This is a genomic window from Kribbella sp. NPDC058245 (assembly GCF_042882005.1).
Lineage (GTDB): Bacteria > Actinomycetota > Actinomycetes > Propionibacteriales > Kribbellaceae > Kribbella.
This window is the reverse complement of the sequence record NZ_JBHVWY010000008.1, coordinates 288,786-306,910: the sequence shown is the minus strand read 5'-3', so window position 1 is coordinate 306,910 and position 18,125 is coordinate 288,786. Positions and strand designations below refer to the sequence as shown.

The window sequence follows — 18,125 nt, the reverse complement described above, 5'->3', positions numbered from 1 at the left end:
ATCAGCCGCCAAAGCGTGGAACGGCGCCCAACTGCTGCATCAGGTCCAGCAGCGTCGCGGCACCCCAGTGGTCGGTGATTTTGCCGTCCACCACCCGCATCACGTCCACCGTGATGAAGCTGACCTTCTTCCCGGTCGGCGCGATGCCGAGGAAGTCACCGTCATGAGTGCCGTGGTAGGTCTTGAACGTGGTCACCATGTCATCGGCGGCGATCTGGAAATGGATCTCGGGAGTGAAGTCGGGGAACGACTCCCTGATCGCCTGGTACAAACCCTTCACACCGGCCTTGTCGTCTCCGGCACCCGGCTGCGGAGTGTGGTCGACCGCCTCGTCCGACCAGAGCTCGTCGAACACGGCCCAGTCGCCCTTGCCCTGGACTTCTTCGGTGTTACGGCGTACGACGGCGATCGCCGCGTCCCCGACGGTGCTGTTGCCCATCACAGGCTCCCGGTTCTGTTGACCAATAGTTCTTGCTTGCACAAACAATTGTAGCTCGCGCTGCCCGGGCGGGCAATGCGCGGTCTACTGGTCGATCACCGCGCCATCCGTGCCCAGCCGGGTGACGATCGCACGCTGGATGTAGGGCAGTCGCTGTGCGGCGTCGGGACGGAGTTTCACACCGATTCCGGGCCGGTCGTTCACCACCAGGTAGCCATGGCCGTCGTACTCCGCCTTACCCTCGACGATCTCGTCCTCACCGACCCGCTGGGCCAGCAGCGACGGCCAGGTACGCCCGGGGAACTCGAGCAGGGAGAAGTTGGGGATCGCCGCCGACACCTGCAGCGAGGCTGCGGTCAGTACCGGACTGAGTGGGTTGTGCGGTACGACGCCGACGTGCTGCGCCTCGGCCATCGCGGCGACCTTCTTCGCACCGGAGATGCCACCGACCAGGCCGACATTGGGCCGGATGTACTGCACGGAATACCGGCGCAGCAGCATGGCGAAGTCCCAGATCGAGGTGAATCGCTCGCCGGTTGCGATCGGCACATTGACCTTGCCGGCGACGTACTCCATCTCGTCGAAGTTGTGGGGAGTCACCGGATCCTCGTAGAAGAACGGGTGATACTGCTCGATCCCGAGCCCTAACTGGACCGCCTCGGCCGGATTGAGCCGCCGGTGGATCTCGATGCACAGGTCGACCGCGTCACCAATGGCCTCGCGGTACGCTGCGACCGCGTCGATCGCGTTGCGGATCTTGGCCACATGCGTCTCGAAGTACGGCTTCGAGCGGTCCTCGTCGAGGAACGGGGTCAGATGGCCGACCGCGGTGAATCCCTCCTCCTTGGCCCCTTTGACGTTGTCGACCAGCTCCTGCCTGGTCGACCCCACGACATGGTGGTAGACGCGCGCCTTGTCGCGGACCTTGCCGCCGAGCAGCGCGTGCACTGGCGCCTCGCGGTACTGGCCGGCCAGATCCCAGAGCGCGATGTCGATCGCACTGATCGCACCCATCACCGCGGAACCGCGGAAATGGAAGGCGCGGTACATGAACTGCCAGTGGTGCTCGATCCGCAACGGGTCCTCGCCGACCAGGTAGTCACCGAATTTCTTCACCGCCGCGTACGCCGCCTCGTGGAAACCCAGCGCTCCCGACTCGCCGATCCCGACCAGCCCCTCATCCGTATGCACCTGCACAAGCAGATACCGGTCGACGTAGATCGGCTCAACTTTGGTGATCTTCATAACGCAGCACAGTCCCTTCGAATTTGTCAGCGAGATGGCAGGCGGTGTCGTGGCCAGGAACCCCCCGGGGCGACAACTCCGGCTCCTGCTGCCGGCAGATGTCCTCGGCGTACCGGCAACGGGTGTGGAAGCGGCAGCCGGACGGCGGGTTCGCCGGACTTGGCACCTCACCGGTCAGCAAGATCCGCTCCCGGCGGGCTGTCTCGAACCTCGCCACCGGCACGGCCGAGAGCAACGCCTCGGTGTAGGGATGACGCGGCTCCTCGAAGAGAGCGGACTCGTTGCCGTATTCAACGATCTTTCCGAGGTACATCACCGCGACCCGATCGGCGATGTGGCGTACTACACCGAGGTCGTGGGCGATGAAGATGTACGAGAGTCCGAGCTCCTTCTGCAGGTCCTGCAGAAGGTTCACCACCTGGGCCTGCACCGAGACGTCGAGCGCCGAAACCGGTTCGTCGCAGATGATGATCTCGGGGTTGAGCGCGATCGCCCGCGCCACCCCGATGCGCTGGCGCTGGCCGCCGGAGAACTGCTCGGGGTACCGGTCGAGATGCTTGGCCTTCAATCCGACCAGTTCGAGCAGTTCGGCGGCGCGGTTCCGTTGCCCGGACCGCGGAACGATACCGCGATGGATCGCCCACGGTTCCGCGATGATCTGCCCGATCGTCATCCGCGGGTTGAGCGACTCGAACGGGTCCTGGAACACGATCTGTACCTTGCGGCGAAAGGCCTTCAGCTCCTCGCGCGACATCGCGAAGATGTCCTGGCCGCGGTAGAAGGCGTGTCCCGCGGTCGGTTCGACCAGCCGCAACAGAGTCTGCGACAGCGTCGACTTCCCGCACCCCGACTCACCGACCAGACCGAGCGTCTCGCCACGATGAAGCTCGAAGCTCACCCCGTCGACGGCCCGGATGGCCCCGACCTGCTTCTTCCGTACTGCGCCGCTCACGATCGGATAGTGCTTTACCAGCCTGTCCACCCGCAGCAGCGGCTCCGTGACGTCAGTCATTGAGGTCTCCCCAAATCTCGTCGATCCGGTGACAGCTGCTCACGCGGCCGGGAGCGATCTGATGAAGCTCCAGGGCATCAGTGCGGCACCGGGCCTGTGCGAACGGGCAGCGCGGATGGAACGGGCAGCCTGGCGGGACACTCATCAGATCCGCCATCGATCCCGCGATCGGCTCCAGCCGGGCCTTCTTCTGATCCAGCTGGGGAATCGACTTCATCAACCCGCGGGTATAGGGATGGCCGGGCTTGCGAAACACCTCCTCGACAGAGCCGGTCTCGCATTCGCGGCCGGCGTACATGACGACCAGCCGGTCTGCGGCCTCGGACACGAGCCCGAGGTCGTGGGTGATCAGGATCAGCCCCATTCCGGTCTGCTCCTGCATCTCGGCGAGCAGGGCCATGATCTGGGCCTGAACCGTCACGTCCAGCGCCGTCGTCGGTTCATCGGCGATCAGGACCGCCGGCTCCAGGGCCATCGCCATCGCGATGCCTACCCGCTGCCGCATCCCACCCGAGAACTGATGTGGGTAGTCGTCGACCCGCTGCGCGGCCGACGGGATGCCAACCCGGTCCATCAGGCCGGCGGCCAGCTTCATCGCCTCGCGCCGTGGTGTCCCGCGATGGACCCTGAACAGTTCGGCGATCTGCCAGCCGACCGAGAAGACCGGGTTGAGCGAGGCGTTCTGAGCGACCATGGCGAGCTCGTCACCGCGCAGCCGCCGGCGTTCGGTCTCGGACATCGTCAGCAAGTTCCGCCCCTGCAGGTGAACCGATCCGCCGGTGACGAAGGCGGGCGGAGTGGTGAGAACACCCAGTACGGCGTGCGCCGCGACGCTCTTGCCCGAGCCACTCTCCCCCACGATCGCCAGCGTCTCGCCCTTGTCGAGGGAGTAGCTGAGCCCCGCGACCGCCTTCACCACTCCGGTCCGAAGCCTGAACTCGACCTGGAGATCCTTCACCTGCAACAGCCGACCAGGCGGAGGAGAACTGGTGCCTACGGCATCTTTTTCGAGCTGTTCCATCATCTCTGCCACCTCCTGTCAGTCGGACTGCGTCGTTCGGCGGACCACGTCGGCGAGCACGTTGACCGCGACCGCGGTCAAGGTGATCGCCAAGCCAGGCAACAAAGCCACCCACCAGGCATCACGCAAGTAGTTGCGGCCCTCAGCGATCAGACCACCCCAGGTGACATCCGGTTGCTGGACGCCGAGGCCGAGGAAGCTCAGCGCGGACTCGGACAGAATCACCAGCGCGAACTCCAGCGTTGCCAGTCCGACGAGCGTGGGAGCGATCACCGGCACGATCTGTCGCAACACGATCCGAACCGATCCAGCTCCGAGGGCACGCGCCGCGGTGACGAAGAGCCGCTCCCGCACGGCGAGCGTCTGGGCCCGCGCCACCCGGACGTAGACCTCAAGCCTGGCCACGGCCAGCACGCAGATCAGCGGTACGAGCCCAGGCCCGACCGTGTACAGGATGATCAACGCGAGCAGGAGAGAGGGGAATGCCTGCATCACATCGGCGATGCGCATGACATAGGCATCGACGCGGCCGCCGATATAGCCGACCACGGTACCGATCAACGAGCCGACGATGGTGGCCGCAAGCACCGCGATGACGGCGATGATGAGAGTCGTCCGGGCTGCCACCAGCAGCCGGGCAAGAAAGCTTCGACCCAATGCATCGCTGCCGAGGACGTAGGCGGCCCCCTGGCCGGGGTGGAACGGGGCGACGAAACGCTTGCCAAGCTCCGCCCGCGTGCTCGCGTCTCCCATCAGGAGAGGGCCGAACACAGCGGCCAGCACGACAATTACCACGAACACCAGCGCCGCCTGGCCGAGCCGGTCCCGGCGCAGGATGTAGCGCAGCCGCACGGTGAAAGTGTCACGACGCTTGATGGTCATTGTCTCGGAAACGGGGACCTGATCGCCTTCCACGGCGCTCACCTGCCCAGTCTGATCTGCGGATCGAGCCACGAGTAGGCCAGATCGATGCCGAAGTTCAGGACGATGATGGCGGTCCCCGTCACCAGCACGACCGCCTGGATGACCGCGAAGTCACGGCCGTGGATGGCGGTGACCATCAGGTTGCCGATCCCCGGCCAGCCGAACACCGTCTCGACCACGAGCGCGCCGTTCACGACGCCGGCCATCAGAACTCCTGCCACCGTGACGATCGGGATAGCGGCGTTGCGCAGCGCGTGCTTGAAGACGATGGCCCGCTCGGTCACTCCTTTGCTCTTGGCGACGCGAACGTAGTCCGCCGCCAGCGCATCGACCATCGAAGTGCGGACGACCTGCGCCAGAATCCCCACCGGCCGCAGGATGAGCGTGAGCACTGGCAGGATCCAGTACTGCGGGCCTGCCGCGCCGGAGGTCGGCAGAATCCCCAGGTAGACGGCGAACACCGCGATCCCCATGATCCCGACCCAGAAGTCCGGGACGCTGAGCGCACCGAGCGACGTCACCCGGGAGACCTTGTCGGCGAACGAGTTCTTCCGCGCGGCAGCGAGCGAGCCGAACACCACGCCCAGCGTCGTCGCGATCAGCATCGAGAAGAACGCGAGCAACAGGGTGGCGGGGTAGCGGGCGAGCACGACGTTCAAGGCCGGTTCGCCGTACAGCAGCGAGTGACCGAAGTCGAGCTGCACCGTGCCTTTCAGGTATGACAGCAACTGAACGACGACGGGTTTGTCGAAACCGTTCTGAGCGTTGAACTGGGCGACCATCTCGGCGGTCGCGTCCTCGGGCAGGTACAGGCGTGCCGGGCTGCCGGTGAGCCGCGAGAGGACGAAGACCAGCACCACGATGCCGATGATGCTGAGGACACCGTGCCGTGCTCGCTGGAGGACGAACCTGGTCATCGCGACCCGGTCCCGAACGTCATCTCGGCCAGCACGAGTTTGTCGGACGTGCCCGGGTTCGGCTGATAGTGCAGATTCGCGTTGGTGATGACCATCGTGTCGGCCATGTGCGCGATAGGCACGAACGGCACCACGTTCTCGTAGATGTACTTCGATGCCGCCTGCAACTTCTGCTTACGCTGGTCGCCCGTCGCGGACGCCGCGTCAGCGAGCATCGCATCGAACTTCTTGTCGCACAGCCTGCTCTGCGGACCCTTGCATCCGAGCTTGCTCGTCATACTGATCGAGGAGTCGCCGTAGGAGTTGCCATGCACGTACAGCACGAGCCCCGGCTCCTTGGCCGGATTCTCGGGGGCGGTCATCGGGGCCTGGGTGTCCTCGACGGTAACGACGTGGGTGGTGAGCCCCACCGCTTTGAACATCGCAGACAGCGTGTCGGCCGCCTCGGTTCCGTTGGAGCCCCGGGTATCGCGTTCGGTGAAGATCTGGATCGGCGCCTTGACCGGCGTACCAGCCGCGGCCGCCTCGGCGATCAACTGCTTGGCCTTGTCCGGCTCGTAGGTCCAGTTGACGTCCGGGTTGTGCCCGATGACCGTCGGTACGACGATGTCGCTGGCGGGCTTGCCGTGACCGCGGTAGATGTTGTCGATGAACTTCTGCCGGTCGACCGCGTAGTTCAGCGCCCGGCGAACCCGGATGTCGTTCAGCGGCGGCACGGTCAGGTCGGACCGCAGGTACATCGTCTCCGTGACGGTGTAGTTCAACGCCCCCGGCATGTCGGCATCCTGCGGGCCGATCGCGGTTGCGATGTCGACTTCACGTGCTGTGGCCATGGCGGCCCGGACGGAACTCTCGGCCCGGAACAGGTAGGTGGCGCGGTCGACCTCGGGCTTCTTGCCCCAGTAGCCGTCGTAGCGCGTCAGTTCGAGGTTCGACCCCGGGCTCCAGCTGACGAATTTGAAGGGTCCGGTCCCGATCGGCTCCTTGGCCTTCGCCTTCGGATTCTTGCTCGGCGCCGCTATGTCGATGAAAGCCATCCTGACCGGGAAGATCTGGTCCGGCGCGGCCAGGCCGATGTCGACCGTGTACTGGTCGACAGCCGTCGCCGAGACGACGTTGTTGTTCAGGACGCTCCCCCGGTTGTAACAGCCGACCTTCGGATCGATGAGGCGCTGCATCCAGGCGACCACAGCGGCGGCATCGAATGGCTGCCCATCCTGGAACTTGACACCCTGCCGCAGCTTGAACCGCCAGGTGGCCGGGCCGGTGGCGGACCATTCTGTCGCCAACGCCGGCGACGCCTTACTGGTACCGCCGTCGATCGTCGTCAGTGCCTCGGTCACGTTCCCGATCAGGATCGGGCCGTTGGCTGCCTGGTGCGAGTCGCACGCATCCAGGCTCGAGGGAGTCTGACTGACCACCAGGCGAACATGGTGACTTTGGGCGTCGGCACCGGCCTCGTTGTCGTTGAGGCTGCACGCGCTGGCGAACAGGAGCACGCCGCTGACGGTGATCGCTCCGATCCGGGTTGCCTGGCGTCGGGTTCTGCTCGGCCGCAACCGGCCCGGGTGACGAGACCTCATCTGTGTGCTCCTTCGCATCTGCTGTCACGACGCTCACCAGGAACGTCGGATCGGCGGCAAGACCTGCAACGACGGTGGATGGATCCACGTCGGGTGACGACCCCGGAAAGTTCCTCGGGCAACAGCCGATGACGGGTGGCGTCCTGCAGCACCCATTGGACTGTTGGAGCCACTGGCATGTCCAAGACCGGTTGGCTTCTGGTCTTATAGGCTTTGACTATCAAAGTTCCGCGTCTGACAGGGGCCTGATGGATATCCGCCAGTTGCAATATTTCCTCGCCGTGGTCGACTCCGGCAGTGTCAACCGGGCCGCCGCGCAGTTGTTCGTGGCGCAACCCTCGGTGTCGCAGTCGCTGCGCCGCCTGGAGCGGGACCTGGGCTGCGAGTTGTTCCAGCGCGCCGGCCGCAAGCTTGTCCTCAACGCTGCGGGCCATTCGCTGGTCGAGCCGGCACGTGAACTGGTGCGCTCCCTCGACGTCGCCCGGGCGACCGTCGGCGCGGTCGGCGGCCTGCGTGGCGGTCGGCTGCTGATCGTCTCGATGCCATCGCAGTCGGTGAGTCCACTGTCCAGCCTGATCAGCCGGTTCCTCGATCGGTATCCCGGCGTCGAGGTGGGCGTCATGACCGCTACCCGACCCGATGACGTGTGCGACGCCCTGCGGGCCGGCACCGCGGAGCTCGGGCTCGTGGCCTTCCCGAACGGACCGCTGCGTGAACCCGGGTTCCGGATAGAGCCGGTCGAACACCAGTCCTTCATCGTTGTCGCCCGCCGGCCCGACGACCTCCCCGACGGCGACAGGCCGTTGCAGTACGAGGATCTGCGGGGCAAACGCCTCGTCGTCGGGCAGCCGGGCACCGGGATGCGACGGGTGGCCGACGCCATCCTGATGGCGACCGACTGCCGGATCGCGGTACAGATCGAGCAGCGGGAGGCATTGCTGCCACTGGTGCTCGACGGGGCAGGTGTGGCTGTCGTGGCCGAGTCCTGGAGATCGCTGGCACTCGCAGCAGGCCTCACGGTTCGCGAACTCGCCACTGACGAGATCCTGCATGTCAGTCTCGTGCTGCCGTTGTCGCCACTGAGCCCGGCCGCTGCCGCCTTCCGCGACATCGCCGGCCTCGCCTGAGCGAGTTCCTTTGCTACGGCAAGCAAGTAAGACGTAGCCTGGCGCGGTGGCCAGACGAGCGAAAGCATCACCAGGCCCCACCCCGCTCTCTGCAGACGAGGAAGCGGCGTGGCGGGCACTGGCACGCGCTGTACTGGTGATCCCGCGGGTCCTCGACGCCGACCTGTTGCAGAAAGAGGGCCTGAACGTCACCGAGTACAACGTGCTCATGAATCTCTCCGAGGCTCCCGAGCGTTCACTCCGGATGACCGAACTGGCGAACTACGTGAACATCACGGTCAGCGGGCTGACCCGCGTGATCGAGCGGCTCGAACGTCAAGGTCTGGTCGAACGGGTCCGCGCCGCCTCCGACGGGCGAGGCTACGTAGCCGTTCTCACCGCAGACGGCTTGGTCCGCCTGAAAAAGGCCTGGCCTGTGCACCTCGCCAGCGTCCGCCAAAACGTGGTGGACCATCTGGAAGGCCTGGATCTCAAGAAACTGGCCGAAGCGCTCACGGCGGTGGCTTCGGTCGAGCTCGGCCCCCCGGTACGGCGCACCGCCGGCTCCTAGCGCCCCGACGAGAACGGTCGGCGCCCCGGTCGTACCGGTGGACCCCGGTCGGCATCCGCGACGCGTGAGATGGCATCGGCGAACGCGGCGAGATCGATGCCACCGAGGTGGTTCAGCACCCGCCGCCGCACACTCGCGAGGTGTGACGGCCACGCCCGTTCGAGTCGGGTCAGACCGGCCGGAGTAAGCACCGCGAGCTGGCCCCTGCCGTCAGTCGGGGCTCGAGCCCGCTCCACCAGTCCGTGGCTCGAGAGTCGGCCCACGACCCTCGTCAGACCGCTGACCGTGATCGAGACATAGTTCGCGAGGCCGCTCATCCGCAGCGAGCCGTCGGGCGCCTCGGACAAGTTCATCAGCACTGTGTACTCGGTCATGGTCAGGCCGTCAGACTCGATCAGGTCGCTGTCGAGGACTCGCGGAATGACCACCACCGCCCGGCCCAGCGCTTGCCAGGCCGCCTCCTCACAGGGGGTCAGCGGCGGCACAGCACGGTTGCCTGTCTGATCGATCACCTTTTCAATGTATTTGTTTGTATCAACAACTACAAGGCTATAGTTGCTTGTACCGACAGATAAATCGACGCCTGGAGCTTCAGATGCCCTCGACTCTTCCCACCAATGTCGTGCCGATCGGCTCCCGACCGGTGGACGAAGCCGGCCCCGCGGCCTGGGCAGCGGTGATCTCGCTCGCGCTGGCCGCGTTCGTGATCGTCACGACCGAGTTCATCCCGGTGGGCCTGCTGCCGAACATCACCGGATCGCTGCACGTGTCGCTCGGCCTGGGTGGCCTGATGGTGCTGGTTCCTGCCCTGACCGCCGCGATCTCGGCGCCGCTGCTCTACCTTGGCGCCCGCAGCTTCAATCGCCGGTGGCTGATCGCCGCGTTGGGGGCGCTGGTGGTGATCTCGAATGTCATTCCGCCCTTCGCCTCCAGCCTCACCGAGATCCTGCTGGCCCGGATCCTGCTCGGGATCGCGATCGCGGGCTTCTGGACCGTCGTTCCGGCACTGGCGCCAAGGCTGGTCGGCGAGCGCCTAGGCACCCGCGCGACGGCCATCATCATCGCTGGGGTCTCGGCCGGCACGGTGGTCGGTCTGCCGGCCGGCCAGTTCCTCGGCAACGCGGTCGGCTGGCGCGCCACCTTCGCGGTCGCCGCCGCCGTCAGCGTTGCCGTCGTCATTGCGCAGCTCGTCTTCCTGCCGAACATCCGACCCGCCGTTCAGACGCACGCTCGCGACTTCGGGCGGGTCTTCCGCAGCCGGGCAGCGCGGATCGGCGTCGCGGTGACCGCAGTCTCCTTCATCGGTCAGTTCGCCGCCTCCACCTACCTCACCCCGTTCCTTGAAGACTTCGCCCACCTGACCAGCGGGAACGTAAGTATCGTGTTCTTGCTGTACGGCGTCGGCGGAATCCTCGGCACCTTGCTGGGCAGCCCGATCGTCAGCCGTAGCCTGGTCGGCAGCCTCACCGGCGCCGCCGGAGTCGTCGGACTGATCGTCCTCGGACTGCCCGTCCTGCATCCCGTTCCCGTGGTGATGGGAGCGCTCGTCGTCGGCTGGGGCTTGGTCTGGGGCGTGATCCCGCTGGCCGCTCAGGTCTGGCTGCTGAAGGCAGTCCCCGACAGCCCGGAGGCAGCAGCGTCGGTCTCCGTCTCGACCATGCAGATCTCGATCGCGGCCGGTTCGGCGCTGGGAGGCGTGCTGGTCGACTCGACCAGCCTGCGCGCGGTGTTCATCACCGGTGGCGCAGTGCTGATCGCATCGGCTCTGATCGCCGCGACCGGAGGCCTGCGGCGCGAGACGCACTAGCCGGCCGAGAGCCCGGCCTTCAGCAAGGTCGCGTTGCCGGCGATGATGCCGGCCAGCTCCTGCGGCTGTTGTCCGAGCAAGCGGGCGGCGTGACTCGTCTGTACCTCGAAGTACCCCTCCCGGAAGGCCTTCCCGGTACCGGTGAGCGCCTCGGCCAGCAGAGTCGAGTCACCCGCCGCCAGCCGGGCGGCCCGAAACTCCTCGTCGCCGATCGACTCGAAGTCGACCTTCTGCCCGATCACTGAGCTGACCATCGCGGCGACCTCCGCAAAGGTGTGCAGGCCGGCGCCGGTGATGTCGATGATCTGGTTCTCGAAATCGTCACCGACCAGCGCAGCGGCCGCGCTCGCGGCGACATCGCGGCGCGAGATGAAGGCGATCCGTCCGTCGCCGCTGTTCATCCGCAGCGTGCCGTCGTCGGTGAAGAGGACGAAGCGCTCGACCGCATTCAGCTCGGCGTAAGGCGCGATCCGCAAGATTGTGTACGGCAGGCCGCTGTCCGCGATCATCTGCTCGGCATCGCGGTACTCCTCGGCCACCAGGCCCGAGGGATGGCTGTGGTCGTCGACATTGGGCATGGAGGTGAACAGGATGCGCCGTACTCCGGCCGCCTGCGCCGCGGCAATCGCCGCTGAGTGCTCGTCATGCCGCTTCCCGGTCGCGTTGCTCGCGCTGATCACCAGTAGTCGGTCGACCCCCGCGAAGGCGGAGCGCAGGCTCTCGGGACGGTCGAAGTCGGCGTACCGTACGTCAGCGCCGCGGTCCGCGAGGTCCGCCAAGCTCTGCGGTGTCCTCGTCGTGACGACGAGTTCCCGCGCGCGAGCTGTCTCGAGCGCGAACTCGGCGGCCAACCTGCCGAGCTTTCCGCTACCGCCGGTGATGGCGATGGTCATGTTCATACCTTCCCTGAGGTTGTCGGATGAGTACGCGCGAGCCGGATCCAGGGGATGTCCGCCGCACCGCGCGGTTCGCGCGGGAGGTGGAGGATCCGGTCGGCGATGACGTTCTTCTGGACTTCTTCGGTGCCGCCGCCGATCCGGAGGCCGACGTTGCCGAGCACGAAGTCGGACCACTCCGGCCGGGCGGCCAACGCCGTACCGAGCATCGCGGTGACGGCGGCAGCGCCGTGATGGGCCGCCTGGCCGGTGAGTAGCTTGCTGATCGATGCCTCTGGTCCGGGTGTGGTTCCCATCCGCAGCGCGGCCAAGGAGGCTCGAGTCATCGCTTGCAGGCCGCGCAGCGAGACGAAAAGTTCGCGCAGGTGGAAGCGCGCTACCTCGGAGGCACCCACTTCTCGTGCCAGCCGGAAGATGCGATCGAAGGGGATGCCCGAACCGCTCAGCGCCTGGCGTTCGTTCGTCAGCGTGGCCATCGCCACCGCCCAGCCGTTGCCCGGGACACCGACGATCGAATCGGCTGCCAGCTCCACGTCGTCGAAGAAGACCTCGCAGAATCCCGCGTACCCGGTCGCCTGCCGGATCGGCCTGATCTCGATGCCCGGCGCATCCATCGGAACGACGAACGCCGAGATCCCCCGGTGCTTCGGCTGCTCAGGATCACTCCGCGCCAGCAACAGGCCGAAATCGGCCCACTGGGCGCCGGAGGTCCAGATCTTCTGCCCGCTGATCCGCCAGCCGCGATCCGTCCGCGCGGCCTTGACCGCCAGCATGCCGAGATCCGACCCGGCCTCCGGCTCCGACGACAGCTGACACCACAGATCCGTGCCATCGAGGATCCGTGGCAGGTGGAAGCACTTCTGTGCCTCACTTCCCCACGCGAGCAGCGCCGGGAGGACAACGGCGCGAGTGATCTCGAACTGCACGTGGGGAAGCCGATAGCCGCTCTCCAGCAACGCGAACACGCCGGCCTCGTACGCCGACCGCCCTTGCCCGCCGTACTCCGTCGGAACGGCCAGCCCAGCCCATCCGGCCTCGCATTTGGCGTGCTCCCAGCCGCGGGCTCGCGTCAAACGATCCGCGAGCTGCTGTTCATCGAGTACGCCGAAGTAGCCACGATCGTCGACCTCGTGACCGAAGGCTGGTGCAGCGGCGTCAAGCCATGCCGTTGCGGTGCGCGAGAAGGTGTCATCAGGGATCTGCGGTTGGATCGGCTCGGCCAGATGCTCGTCCAGGAGCCGAGACAGATCCGCCTCGTCGCCACGGATCGCACAATCGACGAGTGCGCGGCGACGATATCGGTGGCTGCTGCCCTCCCAGGTGAATCCGATGGCGCCCTGGAGCAGCGTCGAGTCCTCGGCAACCTTGGTGAGCGCTCGTCCGGCGGCGAGCTTGAGCAGTGCGACGGAGAGCGGATCGCTCGCGTCAGCCAGCAATGCGCGGGCAGCCGCGATCTCGACGAAACGGTCCACGCAACGATGCCGGATCGCCTGGTGCGTGGCGAGCAGGCGACCGAAGGCGACGCGCTGGGTGACGAAGGCCTGTATCTCCTCCAAGGCAGCTTCGGCAGCGCCGATCATCTCTGCGGACAGCACGACGGTCTCGATCCGGATCGCGTCGGCGAGTGCCTCTCGGGCTGTGGCTCCACGGATCAAGAGCTGGGCCGGGCAGTTCTCGAGACGAAGGGTTGTCAGCGGCCGGGTACTGTCCACACTCGCAACCTCGATCAGCTGTGCGTCGCTGCTTTCCACCACGAGCAGGCAGAGTTCGCCGTCGTCGGTGGCGGGCACGATGAAGAAGGCGGATCGCGGGTCCGCCAGGGCGTTGTGGACGACCCCGGTGACGGTTCCGTTCCGTAGTACGGGGTGGGTCTGGTTGTGCGAGCCGATGCCCACCGAGCTCGGGATGGCCAGTGCGGCTCCTCGGTCGAGCCTTGCCGCCAACTGCGGTTGGGTCCGGACGATGGCGGCGACTCCACCGGACGTGGTGACGAAGGGGACGTCGGCCAAGGCTCGGCCGAGTTGTTCGGCGACGGCAGCGACCACGCGCAGACCAGAGTCACCGGCTTCGACCAGCAACGTCGCGAATCCGGCCGCCGCCAACCGGGTCCACAGGTCGCCAGTGGGGGCCGTGAGCAACTTGTTGACGGTAGCGCGCAGGTCGCCGAGCTCTGTCTCCGTCACTGCATCCATGCGGTGCCGTTCTCGTCAGGCTGACGGTCGGCGCGCTCAGGGAGGCGCGCCGACCATCAGGGTTCAGGACTTGTGCAGGTGGAGTCGTTCACGATCGTCGCGTGGGTTGTAGATCAGCCCCAGATGCAGGCCGTAGACCACATGCCACAGATAGATCGCGAAGACGGTCTGCCAGCCGAGGCGGTGACTGAAGAAGCCGATGTGCAGGTCCGGGTAGTAGACCCGGGGCGCCATGAACGCAGCCGAGATGGTGGCCAGCAGCAACCCGAACAGCACACCCTTCAACAGGTTCCCGACCGAGGTCGACCGGATGAACCTGCTCAGCAACGGATGCAGGCCGAGAGCGTACAGAACGGCGAACGCGACGCCGTCCATGTAATGCATCACTCCGCCGGCCAGGAACTGGACGTTGGCCGAACTCGTCGGCCGGTAGATGAGCCCGTTGGCGGTGTTCCAGTCGAGCTTCGGCAGGCCGATGCCTGGCATGAAGAATCCGGTGATGGTCGCGATGTGGACGGCCACCAGGCCCGCCAGCACCGACGAGCCAACCCGGTGTTCGGTGACCCAGGAGCGCCAGCGCAGCAGGTGGTCCCCGACCACCGCACCGGATGCTTCGGCGCTGCTCTCGGCCAGGGTGCTGGGCGGCGATGGTGCAACGGACGTTCCGGGCAACGCGGCAGTCGTCATGACTGGCTCCCTCGATCGTGATGGTCGCGCCTTCCCCAGTGGACGCTGAGATGTGAGACAGACCATACTCACATTTTGCTTGCGCGCAAGCAGAAGAGATCACTTTTCTTCCTACCGCTACAGCACCCCGGTCAGTCCGCCATCGACGACCAGCGTCGTCGCGGTGACATAGCTGGACAGATCGGATCCGAGCCAGGCAACGGCGTCGGCGATCTCCGACGCCTGGGCATAGCGGCGCAACGGAGTACGGATCCGGAAGCTTTCGGCCGAAGCCGTGATGGCCGGGGTCGACCGGACCAGTTCCGTGTCGATCGTTCCCGGACTGACCGAGTTCACCCGGATGCCGTCCGGACCGAGCGCATCGGCCAGCGCCTTGGCCATCAGCACCACGCCGCCTTTGCTGGTCGAGTACGCCACTGTCACCCGGGAACCGAGGATGCCGCCCATGCTGGCGATCAGCACGATGCTGCCGCGCTTGCCCAATGCCTTCATCTGTTGTGCCGCCGCTTGCGCACTGAACAGCACGCCATCGAGATTCACCGCCAGCACCCGCTTGTACTCCGCCTCAAGCACTTCCAGGCCGTCGGACGGCGCAGTGATCCCTGCATTGGCCACCAGCAGATCCACTCCGTCGAACTCGCTCGCGGTGGCAATCAAGGCGTCGACGTCGGCGCGCTTGGTGACATCGCAGCGCACGAATCGAGCCACCGCGCCGAGCGCCGCTACCTCGTCCTGTGCGGGCGGCCCCCCTTCGCGCGGACTGTCGAGCAGATCGCCGATGATCACCGCCTTCGCGCCGTGTCGCGCCGCCCCGATCGCGGTGGCGCGACCGAGACCACTCGCTCCCCCGGTGACGACGACGGTCTTGCCGTCGAGGATGTCGCTCATGCTGCTGCTCCTTGCCTTCGACGGTGCCGCGGCGTTCAATTTGCGGCGTCAAACAAATTGAGATCCCCAGGAGAGTGACGATGCCGGACGAACTACGCCAGCAGCGCCGGGGCCGGCCGATCGCCCTGACGGATGCCGAACGCGACGACTACCTCGCCAGGCAACGGACGTGCCGGCTCGCCACGACCGGGCCGCACGGTCCGCACGTCACTGCGCTGTGGTTCCACTGGGACGGTGAGGCGCTCTGGTTCTCCTCGTTGTCGCGTAGCCAGCGCTGGGCCGACCTTCTGCGCGACCCGCGCGTCGCCGTTCTGATCGACGACGGTGACGGGTACGAGGAACTGCGCGGGATCGAACTGCGCGGCAAGGTCGAGATGGTCGGCGACGTACCGCACGTCAGCGCGACCGATCCATTGCTCAACGCAATCGATCAGGCCTTTGCCGACAAGTACACCGGCGGCGTGGTGGTGCGGGACGGGCGGCACGGCTGGCTGCGGATGCGGCCGGAGAAGGTCTCCAGCTGGGACTTCCGCAAGCTGGCTCATCTTCCGAGCAGTGCGGGGGCCAGTTCGACGAGTTCGCGGGTCGGGAACCTGCCTCCCGGGTAGCGGTCGGTGTCGGTCAGGGGCTGGATGCAGACGTGGTCCGCACCGGCCGCCAGGTGGTCGTCGACACGGCGCTTGATCGCGTCGACATCACCCCAGGCGATCACGGCGTCGATCAGGCGATCACTGCCACCCGAGGCGAAGTCGTCATCGGTGAAGCCGAGTTCGAGCAGATTGTTGGTGTAGTTGGGCAGGGCGAGGTACAGACTCATGTACCCCCGGGCAGTGGCGCGGGCGGTCTCGGGGTTGGAATCCAGGACAACGGCGAGTTCCGGGGCGAGCAACGCGTCCGGGCCGATCAGTTTGCGGGCCGAGGCGGTGTGCTCGACGGGGACGAAGTACGGGTGGGCGCCTTGGGCGTGGCTCGCGGAGAGTTCGAGCATCTTGGGGCGGAGCGCGGCGATCAGCCAGGGTGTCGACGTCGGCGCGAGTGTGCCGAGGAGTTGGGTGTCGATCATGCGGCCGAGGTACTCGCGAGCTTTGGCCAGCGGCTTCTGGTAGCGCTCGACAAAGCGTGCGTGAGAGATTCCGACGCCCAGCACGAAGCGACCGTCGAAGGCCTCCCCCAGCGCGTTGGCACCAGAAGCGGCCGTCTCCGGCTCGCGCGCCCACATGTTCGCGATCCCGGTCGCCACGGTGAGGTTCTTGGTCGCTGCCAGCGCGAGCGCGGAGTGGGCGAACGCCTCCTTCTCCATCTCGGTGATCCAGATGGTCGTGTAGCCGAGCTCCTCGATGTGCTGGAGCTGCTCTCTTTCCTGGGCGGCCGGCAACGCGCCGAGTGCGGCCGACCAGACGCCGATGCGCCCGATCCGGCGGCGGGCCTGATCGAGATCGACAGTGCGCTGAGTCATTGTTCGAGCCTTTCTGTCGGGACAGGGTGTGCGAGAACAGAGATCGCGGCGACCAGCAGCAAGGCGGCGGCCACGAGGAAGGCCGTCGCATAGCCCTGACTGTCGGCCTTGAGCAAGGCGTCAGGATGCGAACGGCGGTAGGAGCCGGCGGCGCCAGCGGCGATCGTGCTGGACAGCGCAGCGCCGATGGATCCGCCAACCTGCTGCATTGTGTTGACGACGGCGGACGCGATGCCCGCGTCGGCGGCCGGGATCCGTTGTGTTGCGGCGTTGACGGACGGCCCGAAACACAGGCCCAGCCCAACCCCTAGCAGCACCAGGGGCCGCGGAACCATCGCAGGGCCGTACCGGTGGGCGACCGTCCAACTGAGATAGGCAAGGCCCAGCGCCGCGAGCACCAACCCACTGCAGACCACCGCCCGTACGCCGAACCTCGGCAGCAGCACGATGTTGCCGCCTCCCGACCCGACGAAGATCGCGGCGACCAGCGGAAGGAACGACAGGCCGGTGGCGACCGGACTCAACGCGAGTACGAATTGCAGGTAGTAGGAGAGCAGGAGGAAGACGCTGAACAGGCACAGTGTGCCGATGGCGAGTGCGGTGTAGGCACTTCTCCGCAACGGATCCGCGAGCATCCACGGCGGAAGCAAGGGATTGGCGACGGTCCGCTCGACGACGGCGAAGACGGCCAGCAAGCCGAGCGAGACGCCGAGACAGGACAGGGTGACGGCGTCCACCCAGCCTCGGATCTCGGCGCTCGAGAAGCCGTAGATCAGCAAGAAGAGACCGCTCACGGCCAGGCCGGAACCGATCAGGTCGAGACGAGGACGGACGATGCCGACATCAGGTGGCAGGAACATCAGCGCGCCGATCACGGCGACGGCAGCGAAGAGGAGATTGATGAAGAAGCACCACCGCCAGGAGGCGTACTCGGTCAGCACGCCGCCCAGCAGCATCCCGGCCGCGGCACCACAGCCGGCCACGCCCGAGTACACCGCAAAGGCGCGGCCTCGGGCCCGTGAGTCGTGGAAGGCCCCGGCCAACATCGACAACGCGGCCGGCGCCAGCAGAGCGGCTGACATCCCTTGCAGCAGTCGCGCTCCGACGAACAGCCCGAAGTCGTTGACCGAGCCACCGAGCGCCGACGCACCGGCGAAGCCGAGCAGCCCGGTCACGAAGCTGCGTTTGTGTCCTAATCGGTCCCCGACCCGCCCACCCAGCAGCACCAGACTGCCGAACGCCAGCGCGTACGCCGTGATCGCCCATTGACGAGCAGTGTCTGGGAATCCCAGGCTGCGCTGCGCGGACGGCAGCGCAACATTGACGATCGTCGAGTCGAGCACCACCATCAACTGGGCCGTCGCCACGATCAGCAGGATCG

At 66.5% G+C, this 18,125-nt stretch carries 18 protein-coding genes; 4 read left to right on the top strand and 14 right to left on the bottom strand.

Going from position 1 to position 18,125, the window contains the following annotated elements:
• Position 1 precedes the first annotated feature (1 nt).
• The 7 genes from ACFVWG_RS21045 to ACFVWG_RS21015 all read right to left on the bottom strand — a co-directional run bounded on the left by ACFVWG_RS21045 (position 2) and on the right by ACFVWG_RS21015 (position 7,141).
• Positions 2 to 439 carry an ester cyclase gene (locus ACFVWG_RS21045; RefSeq protein ID WP_391545022.1) on the bottom strand — a complete coding sequence of 146 codons (438 nt, stop codon included), beginning with the start codon at positions 437 to 439 and terminating at the stop codon, positions 2 to 4.
• Between the two features lie 84 nt (positions 440 to 523).
• Entirely contained in the window at positions 524 to 1,684 is a 1,161-nt protein-coding gene (locus tag ACFVWG_RS21040; protein WP_391545021.1) for a mandelate racemase/muconate lactonizing enzyme family protein, read from the bottom strand.
• On the bottom strand, positions 1,665 to 2,696 hold the full coding sequence (locus ACFVWG_RS21035; RefSeq protein ID WP_391545020.1) for an ABC transporter ATP-binding protein: 1,032 nt from the start codon (positions 2,694 to 2,696) through the stop codon (positions 1,665 to 1,667). Before ACFVWG_RS21035 ends, ACFVWG_RS21040 begins: the two co-directional genes overlap by 20 nt.
• A complete protein-coding gene (locus ACFVWG_RS21030; protein WP_391545019.1) occupies positions 2,689 to 3,720 on the bottom strand; it encodes an ABC transporter ATP-binding protein in 1,032 nt (343 codons plus the stop codon). Before ACFVWG_RS21030 ends, ACFVWG_RS21035 begins: the two co-directional genes overlap by 8 nt.
• 15 nt (positions 3,721 to 3,735) lie before the next feature.
• Positions 3,736 to 4,641 (bottom strand): ABC transporter permease, encoded by a 906-nt coding sequence (locus ACFVWG_RS21025; RefSeq protein ID WP_391545018.1) that lies wholly within the window; start codon positions 4,639 to 4,641, stop codon positions 3,736 to 3,738.
• Positions 4,638 to 5,558 carry an ABC transporter permease gene (locus ACFVWG_RS21020; protein WP_391545017.1) on the bottom strand — a complete coding sequence of 307 codons (921 nt, stop codon included), beginning with the start codon at positions 5,556 to 5,558 and terminating at the stop codon, positions 4,638 to 4,640. The genes ACFVWG_RS21025 and ACFVWG_RS21020 overlap by 4 nt, the downstream gene beginning before the upstream one ends.
• Positions 5,555 to 7,141 carry an ABC transporter substrate-binding protein gene (locus ACFVWG_RS21015; protein WP_391545016.1) on the bottom strand — a complete coding sequence of 529 codons (1,587 nt, stop codon included), beginning with the start codon at positions 7,139 to 7,141 and terminating at the stop codon, positions 5,555 to 5,557. Before ACFVWG_RS21015 ends, ACFVWG_RS21020 begins: the two co-directional genes overlap by 4 nt.
• 248 nt (positions 7,142 to 7,389) lie before the next feature.
• Here ACFVWG_RS21015 and ACFVWG_RS21010 point away from each other — a divergent pair, with 248 nt between their 5' ends.
• Both ACFVWG_RS21010 and ACFVWG_RS21005 read left to right on the top strand, forming a co-directional pair.
• The gene (locus ACFVWG_RS21010; protein WP_391545015.1) at positions 7,390 to 8,268 is read left to right on the top strand and encodes a LysR family transcriptional regulator; all 879 of its coding nucleotides are present in this window, start codon (positions 7,390 to 7,392) and stop codon (positions 8,266 to 8,268) included.
• A 136-nt stretch (positions 8,269 to 8,404) separates the two neighbouring features.
• A complete protein-coding gene (locus ACFVWG_RS21005) occupies positions 8,405 to 8,818 on the top strand; it encodes a MarR family winged helix-turn-helix transcriptional regulator (RefSeq protein WP_391545014.1) in 414 nt (137 codons plus the stop codon).
• Here the strand turns inward: ACFVWG_RS21005 and ACFVWG_RS21000 are convergent.
• Positions 8,815 to 9,330 (bottom strand): MarR family winged helix-turn-helix transcriptional regulator, encoded by a 516-nt coding sequence (locus tag ACFVWG_RS21000; RefSeq protein WP_391545013.1) that lies wholly within the window; start codon positions 9,328 to 9,330, stop codon positions 8,815 to 8,817. The two genes, ACFVWG_RS21005 and ACFVWG_RS21000, sit on opposite strands and share 4 nt — an antisense overlap.
• A gap of 83 nt (positions 9,331 to 9,413) precedes the next feature.
• Here ACFVWG_RS21000 and ACFVWG_RS20995 point away from each other — a divergent pair, with 83 nt between their 5' ends.
• Positions 9,414 to 10,625: an MFS transporter gene (locus ACFVWG_RS20995; RefSeq protein ID WP_391545012.1), complete on the top strand. Its 1,212-nt coding sequence runs from the start codon at positions 9,414 to 9,416 to the stop codon at positions 10,623 to 10,625.
• Here ACFVWG_RS20995 and ACFVWG_RS20990 read toward each other — a convergent pair.
• From ACFVWG_RS20990 to ACFVWG_RS20975, 4 genes are all read right to left on the bottom strand, one after another.
• Complete coding sequence (locus ACFVWG_RS20990) at positions 10,622 to 11,518, bottom strand: NAD(P)H-binding protein (RefSeq protein WP_391545011.1); 897 nt, start codon at positions 11,516 to 11,518, stop codon at positions 10,622 to 10,624. The genes ACFVWG_RS20995 and ACFVWG_RS20990 overlap by 4 nt on opposite strands.
• Positions 11,519 to 11,520: 2 nt before the next feature.
• Positions 11,521 to 13,713 (bottom strand): acyl-CoA dehydrogenase family protein, encoded by a 2,193-nt coding sequence (locus tag ACFVWG_RS20985; RefSeq protein ID WP_391545010.1) that lies wholly within the window; start codon positions 13,711 to 13,713, stop codon positions 11,521 to 11,523.
• 63 nt (positions 13,714 to 13,776) lie between these two features.
• The gene (locus ACFVWG_RS20980) at positions 13,777 to 14,400 is read right to left on the bottom strand and encodes a hypothetical protein (RefSeq protein ID WP_391545009.1); all 624 of its coding nucleotides are present in this window, start codon (positions 14,398 to 14,400) and stop codon (positions 13,777 to 13,779) included.
• 117 nt (positions 14,401 to 14,517) lie between these two features.
• Positions 14,518 to 15,288 carry an SDR family NAD(P)-dependent oxidoreductase gene (locus tag ACFVWG_RS20975; RefSeq protein ID WP_391545008.1) on the bottom strand — a complete coding sequence of 257 codons (771 nt, stop codon included), beginning with the start codon at positions 15,286 to 15,288 and terminating at the stop codon, positions 14,518 to 14,520.
• A gap of 80 nt (positions 15,289 to 15,368) precedes the next feature.
• On the opposite strand from ACFVWG_RS20975, the gene ACFVWG_RS20970 reads away from it, so the two are divergent.
• On the top strand, positions 15,369 to 15,896 hold the full coding sequence (locus tag ACFVWG_RS20970) for a pyridoxamine 5'-phosphate oxidase family protein (protein WP_391545007.1): 528 nt from the start codon (positions 15,369 to 15,371) through the stop codon (positions 15,894 to 15,896).
• On the opposite strand, the gene ACFVWG_RS20965 is transcribed toward ACFVWG_RS20970, so the two are convergent.
• The gene (locus ACFVWG_RS20965) at positions 15,830 to 16,744 is read right to left on the bottom strand and encodes an LLM class F420-dependent oxidoreductase (RefSeq protein WP_391545006.1); all 915 of its coding nucleotides are present in this window, start codon (positions 16,742 to 16,744) and stop codon (positions 15,830 to 15,832) included. The two genes, ACFVWG_RS20970 and ACFVWG_RS20965, sit on opposite strands and share 67 nt — an antisense overlap.
• On the bottom strand, positions 16,741 to 18,111 hold the full coding sequence (locus tag ACFVWG_RS20960; protein ID WP_391545005.1) for an MFS transporter: 1,371 nt from the start codon (positions 18,109 to 18,111) through the stop codon (positions 16,741 to 16,743). The genes ACFVWG_RS20965 and ACFVWG_RS20960 overlap by 4 nt, the downstream gene beginning before the upstream one ends.
• Between the last annotated feature and the right edge of the window lie 14 nt (positions 18,112 to 18,125).

Excerpts from the sequence above, each read along its gene's own strand:
- ACFVWG_RS21020 (WP_391545017.1), bottom strand. The coding sequence starts at position 5,558 with ATGACCAGGTTCGTCCTCCAGCGAGCACGGCACGGTGTCCTCAGCATC.
- ACFVWG_RS21010 (WP_391545015.1), top strand. The coding sequence starts at position 7,390 with ATGGATATCCGCCAGTTGCAATATTTCCTCGCCGTGGTCGACTCCGGC.
- ACFVWG_RS20980 (WP_391545009.1), bottom strand. The coding sequence starts at position 14,400 with ATGACGACTGCCGCGTTGCCCGGAACGTCCGTTGCACCATCGCCGCCC.
- ACFVWG_RS21030 (WP_391545019.1), bottom strand. The coding sequence starts at position 3,720 with ATGATGGAACAGCTCGAAAAAGATGCCGTAGGCACCAGTTCTCCTCCG.
- ACFVWG_RS20975 (WP_391545008.1), bottom strand. The coding sequence starts at position 15,288 with ATGAGCGACATCCTCGACGGCAAGACCGTCGTCGTCACCGGGGGAGCG.
- ACFVWG_RS20995 (WP_391545012.1), top strand. The coding sequence starts at position 9,414 with ATGCCCTCGACTCTTCCCACCAATGTCGTGCCGATCGGCTCCCGACCG.
- ACFVWG_RS21015 (WP_391545016.1), bottom strand. The coding sequence starts at position 7,141 with ATGAGGTCTCGTCACCCGGGCCGGTTGCGGCCGAGCAGAACCCGACGC.
- ACFVWG_RS20970 (WP_391545007.1), top strand. The coding sequence starts at position 15,369 with ATGCCGGACGAACTACGCCAGCAGCGCCGGGGCCGGCCGATCGCCCTG.
- ACFVWG_RS21040 (WP_391545021.1), bottom strand. The coding sequence starts at position 1,684 with ATGAAGATCACCAAAGTTGAGCCGATCTACGTCGACCGGTATCTGCTT.
- ACFVWG_RS20990 (WP_391545011.1), bottom strand. The coding sequence starts at position 11,518 with ATGACCATCGCCATCACCGGCGGTAGCGGAAAGCTCGGCAGGTTGGCC.
- ACFVWG_RS21045 (WP_391545022.1), bottom strand. The coding sequence starts at position 439 with ATGGGCAACAGCACCGTCGGGGACGCGGCGATCGCCGTCGTACGCCGT.
- ACFVWG_RS20985 (WP_391545010.1), bottom strand. The coding sequence starts at position 13,713 with ATGGATGCAGTGACGGAGACAGAGCTCGGCGACCTGCGCGCTACCGTC.
- ACFVWG_RS21035 (WP_391545020.1), bottom strand. The coding sequence starts at position 2,696 with ATGACTGACGTCACGGAGCCGCTGCTGCGGGTGGACAGGCTGGTAAAG.
- ACFVWG_RS20965 (WP_391545006.1), bottom strand. The coding sequence starts at position 16,744 with ATGACTCAGCGCACTGTCGATCTCGATCAGGCCCGCCGCCGGATCGGG.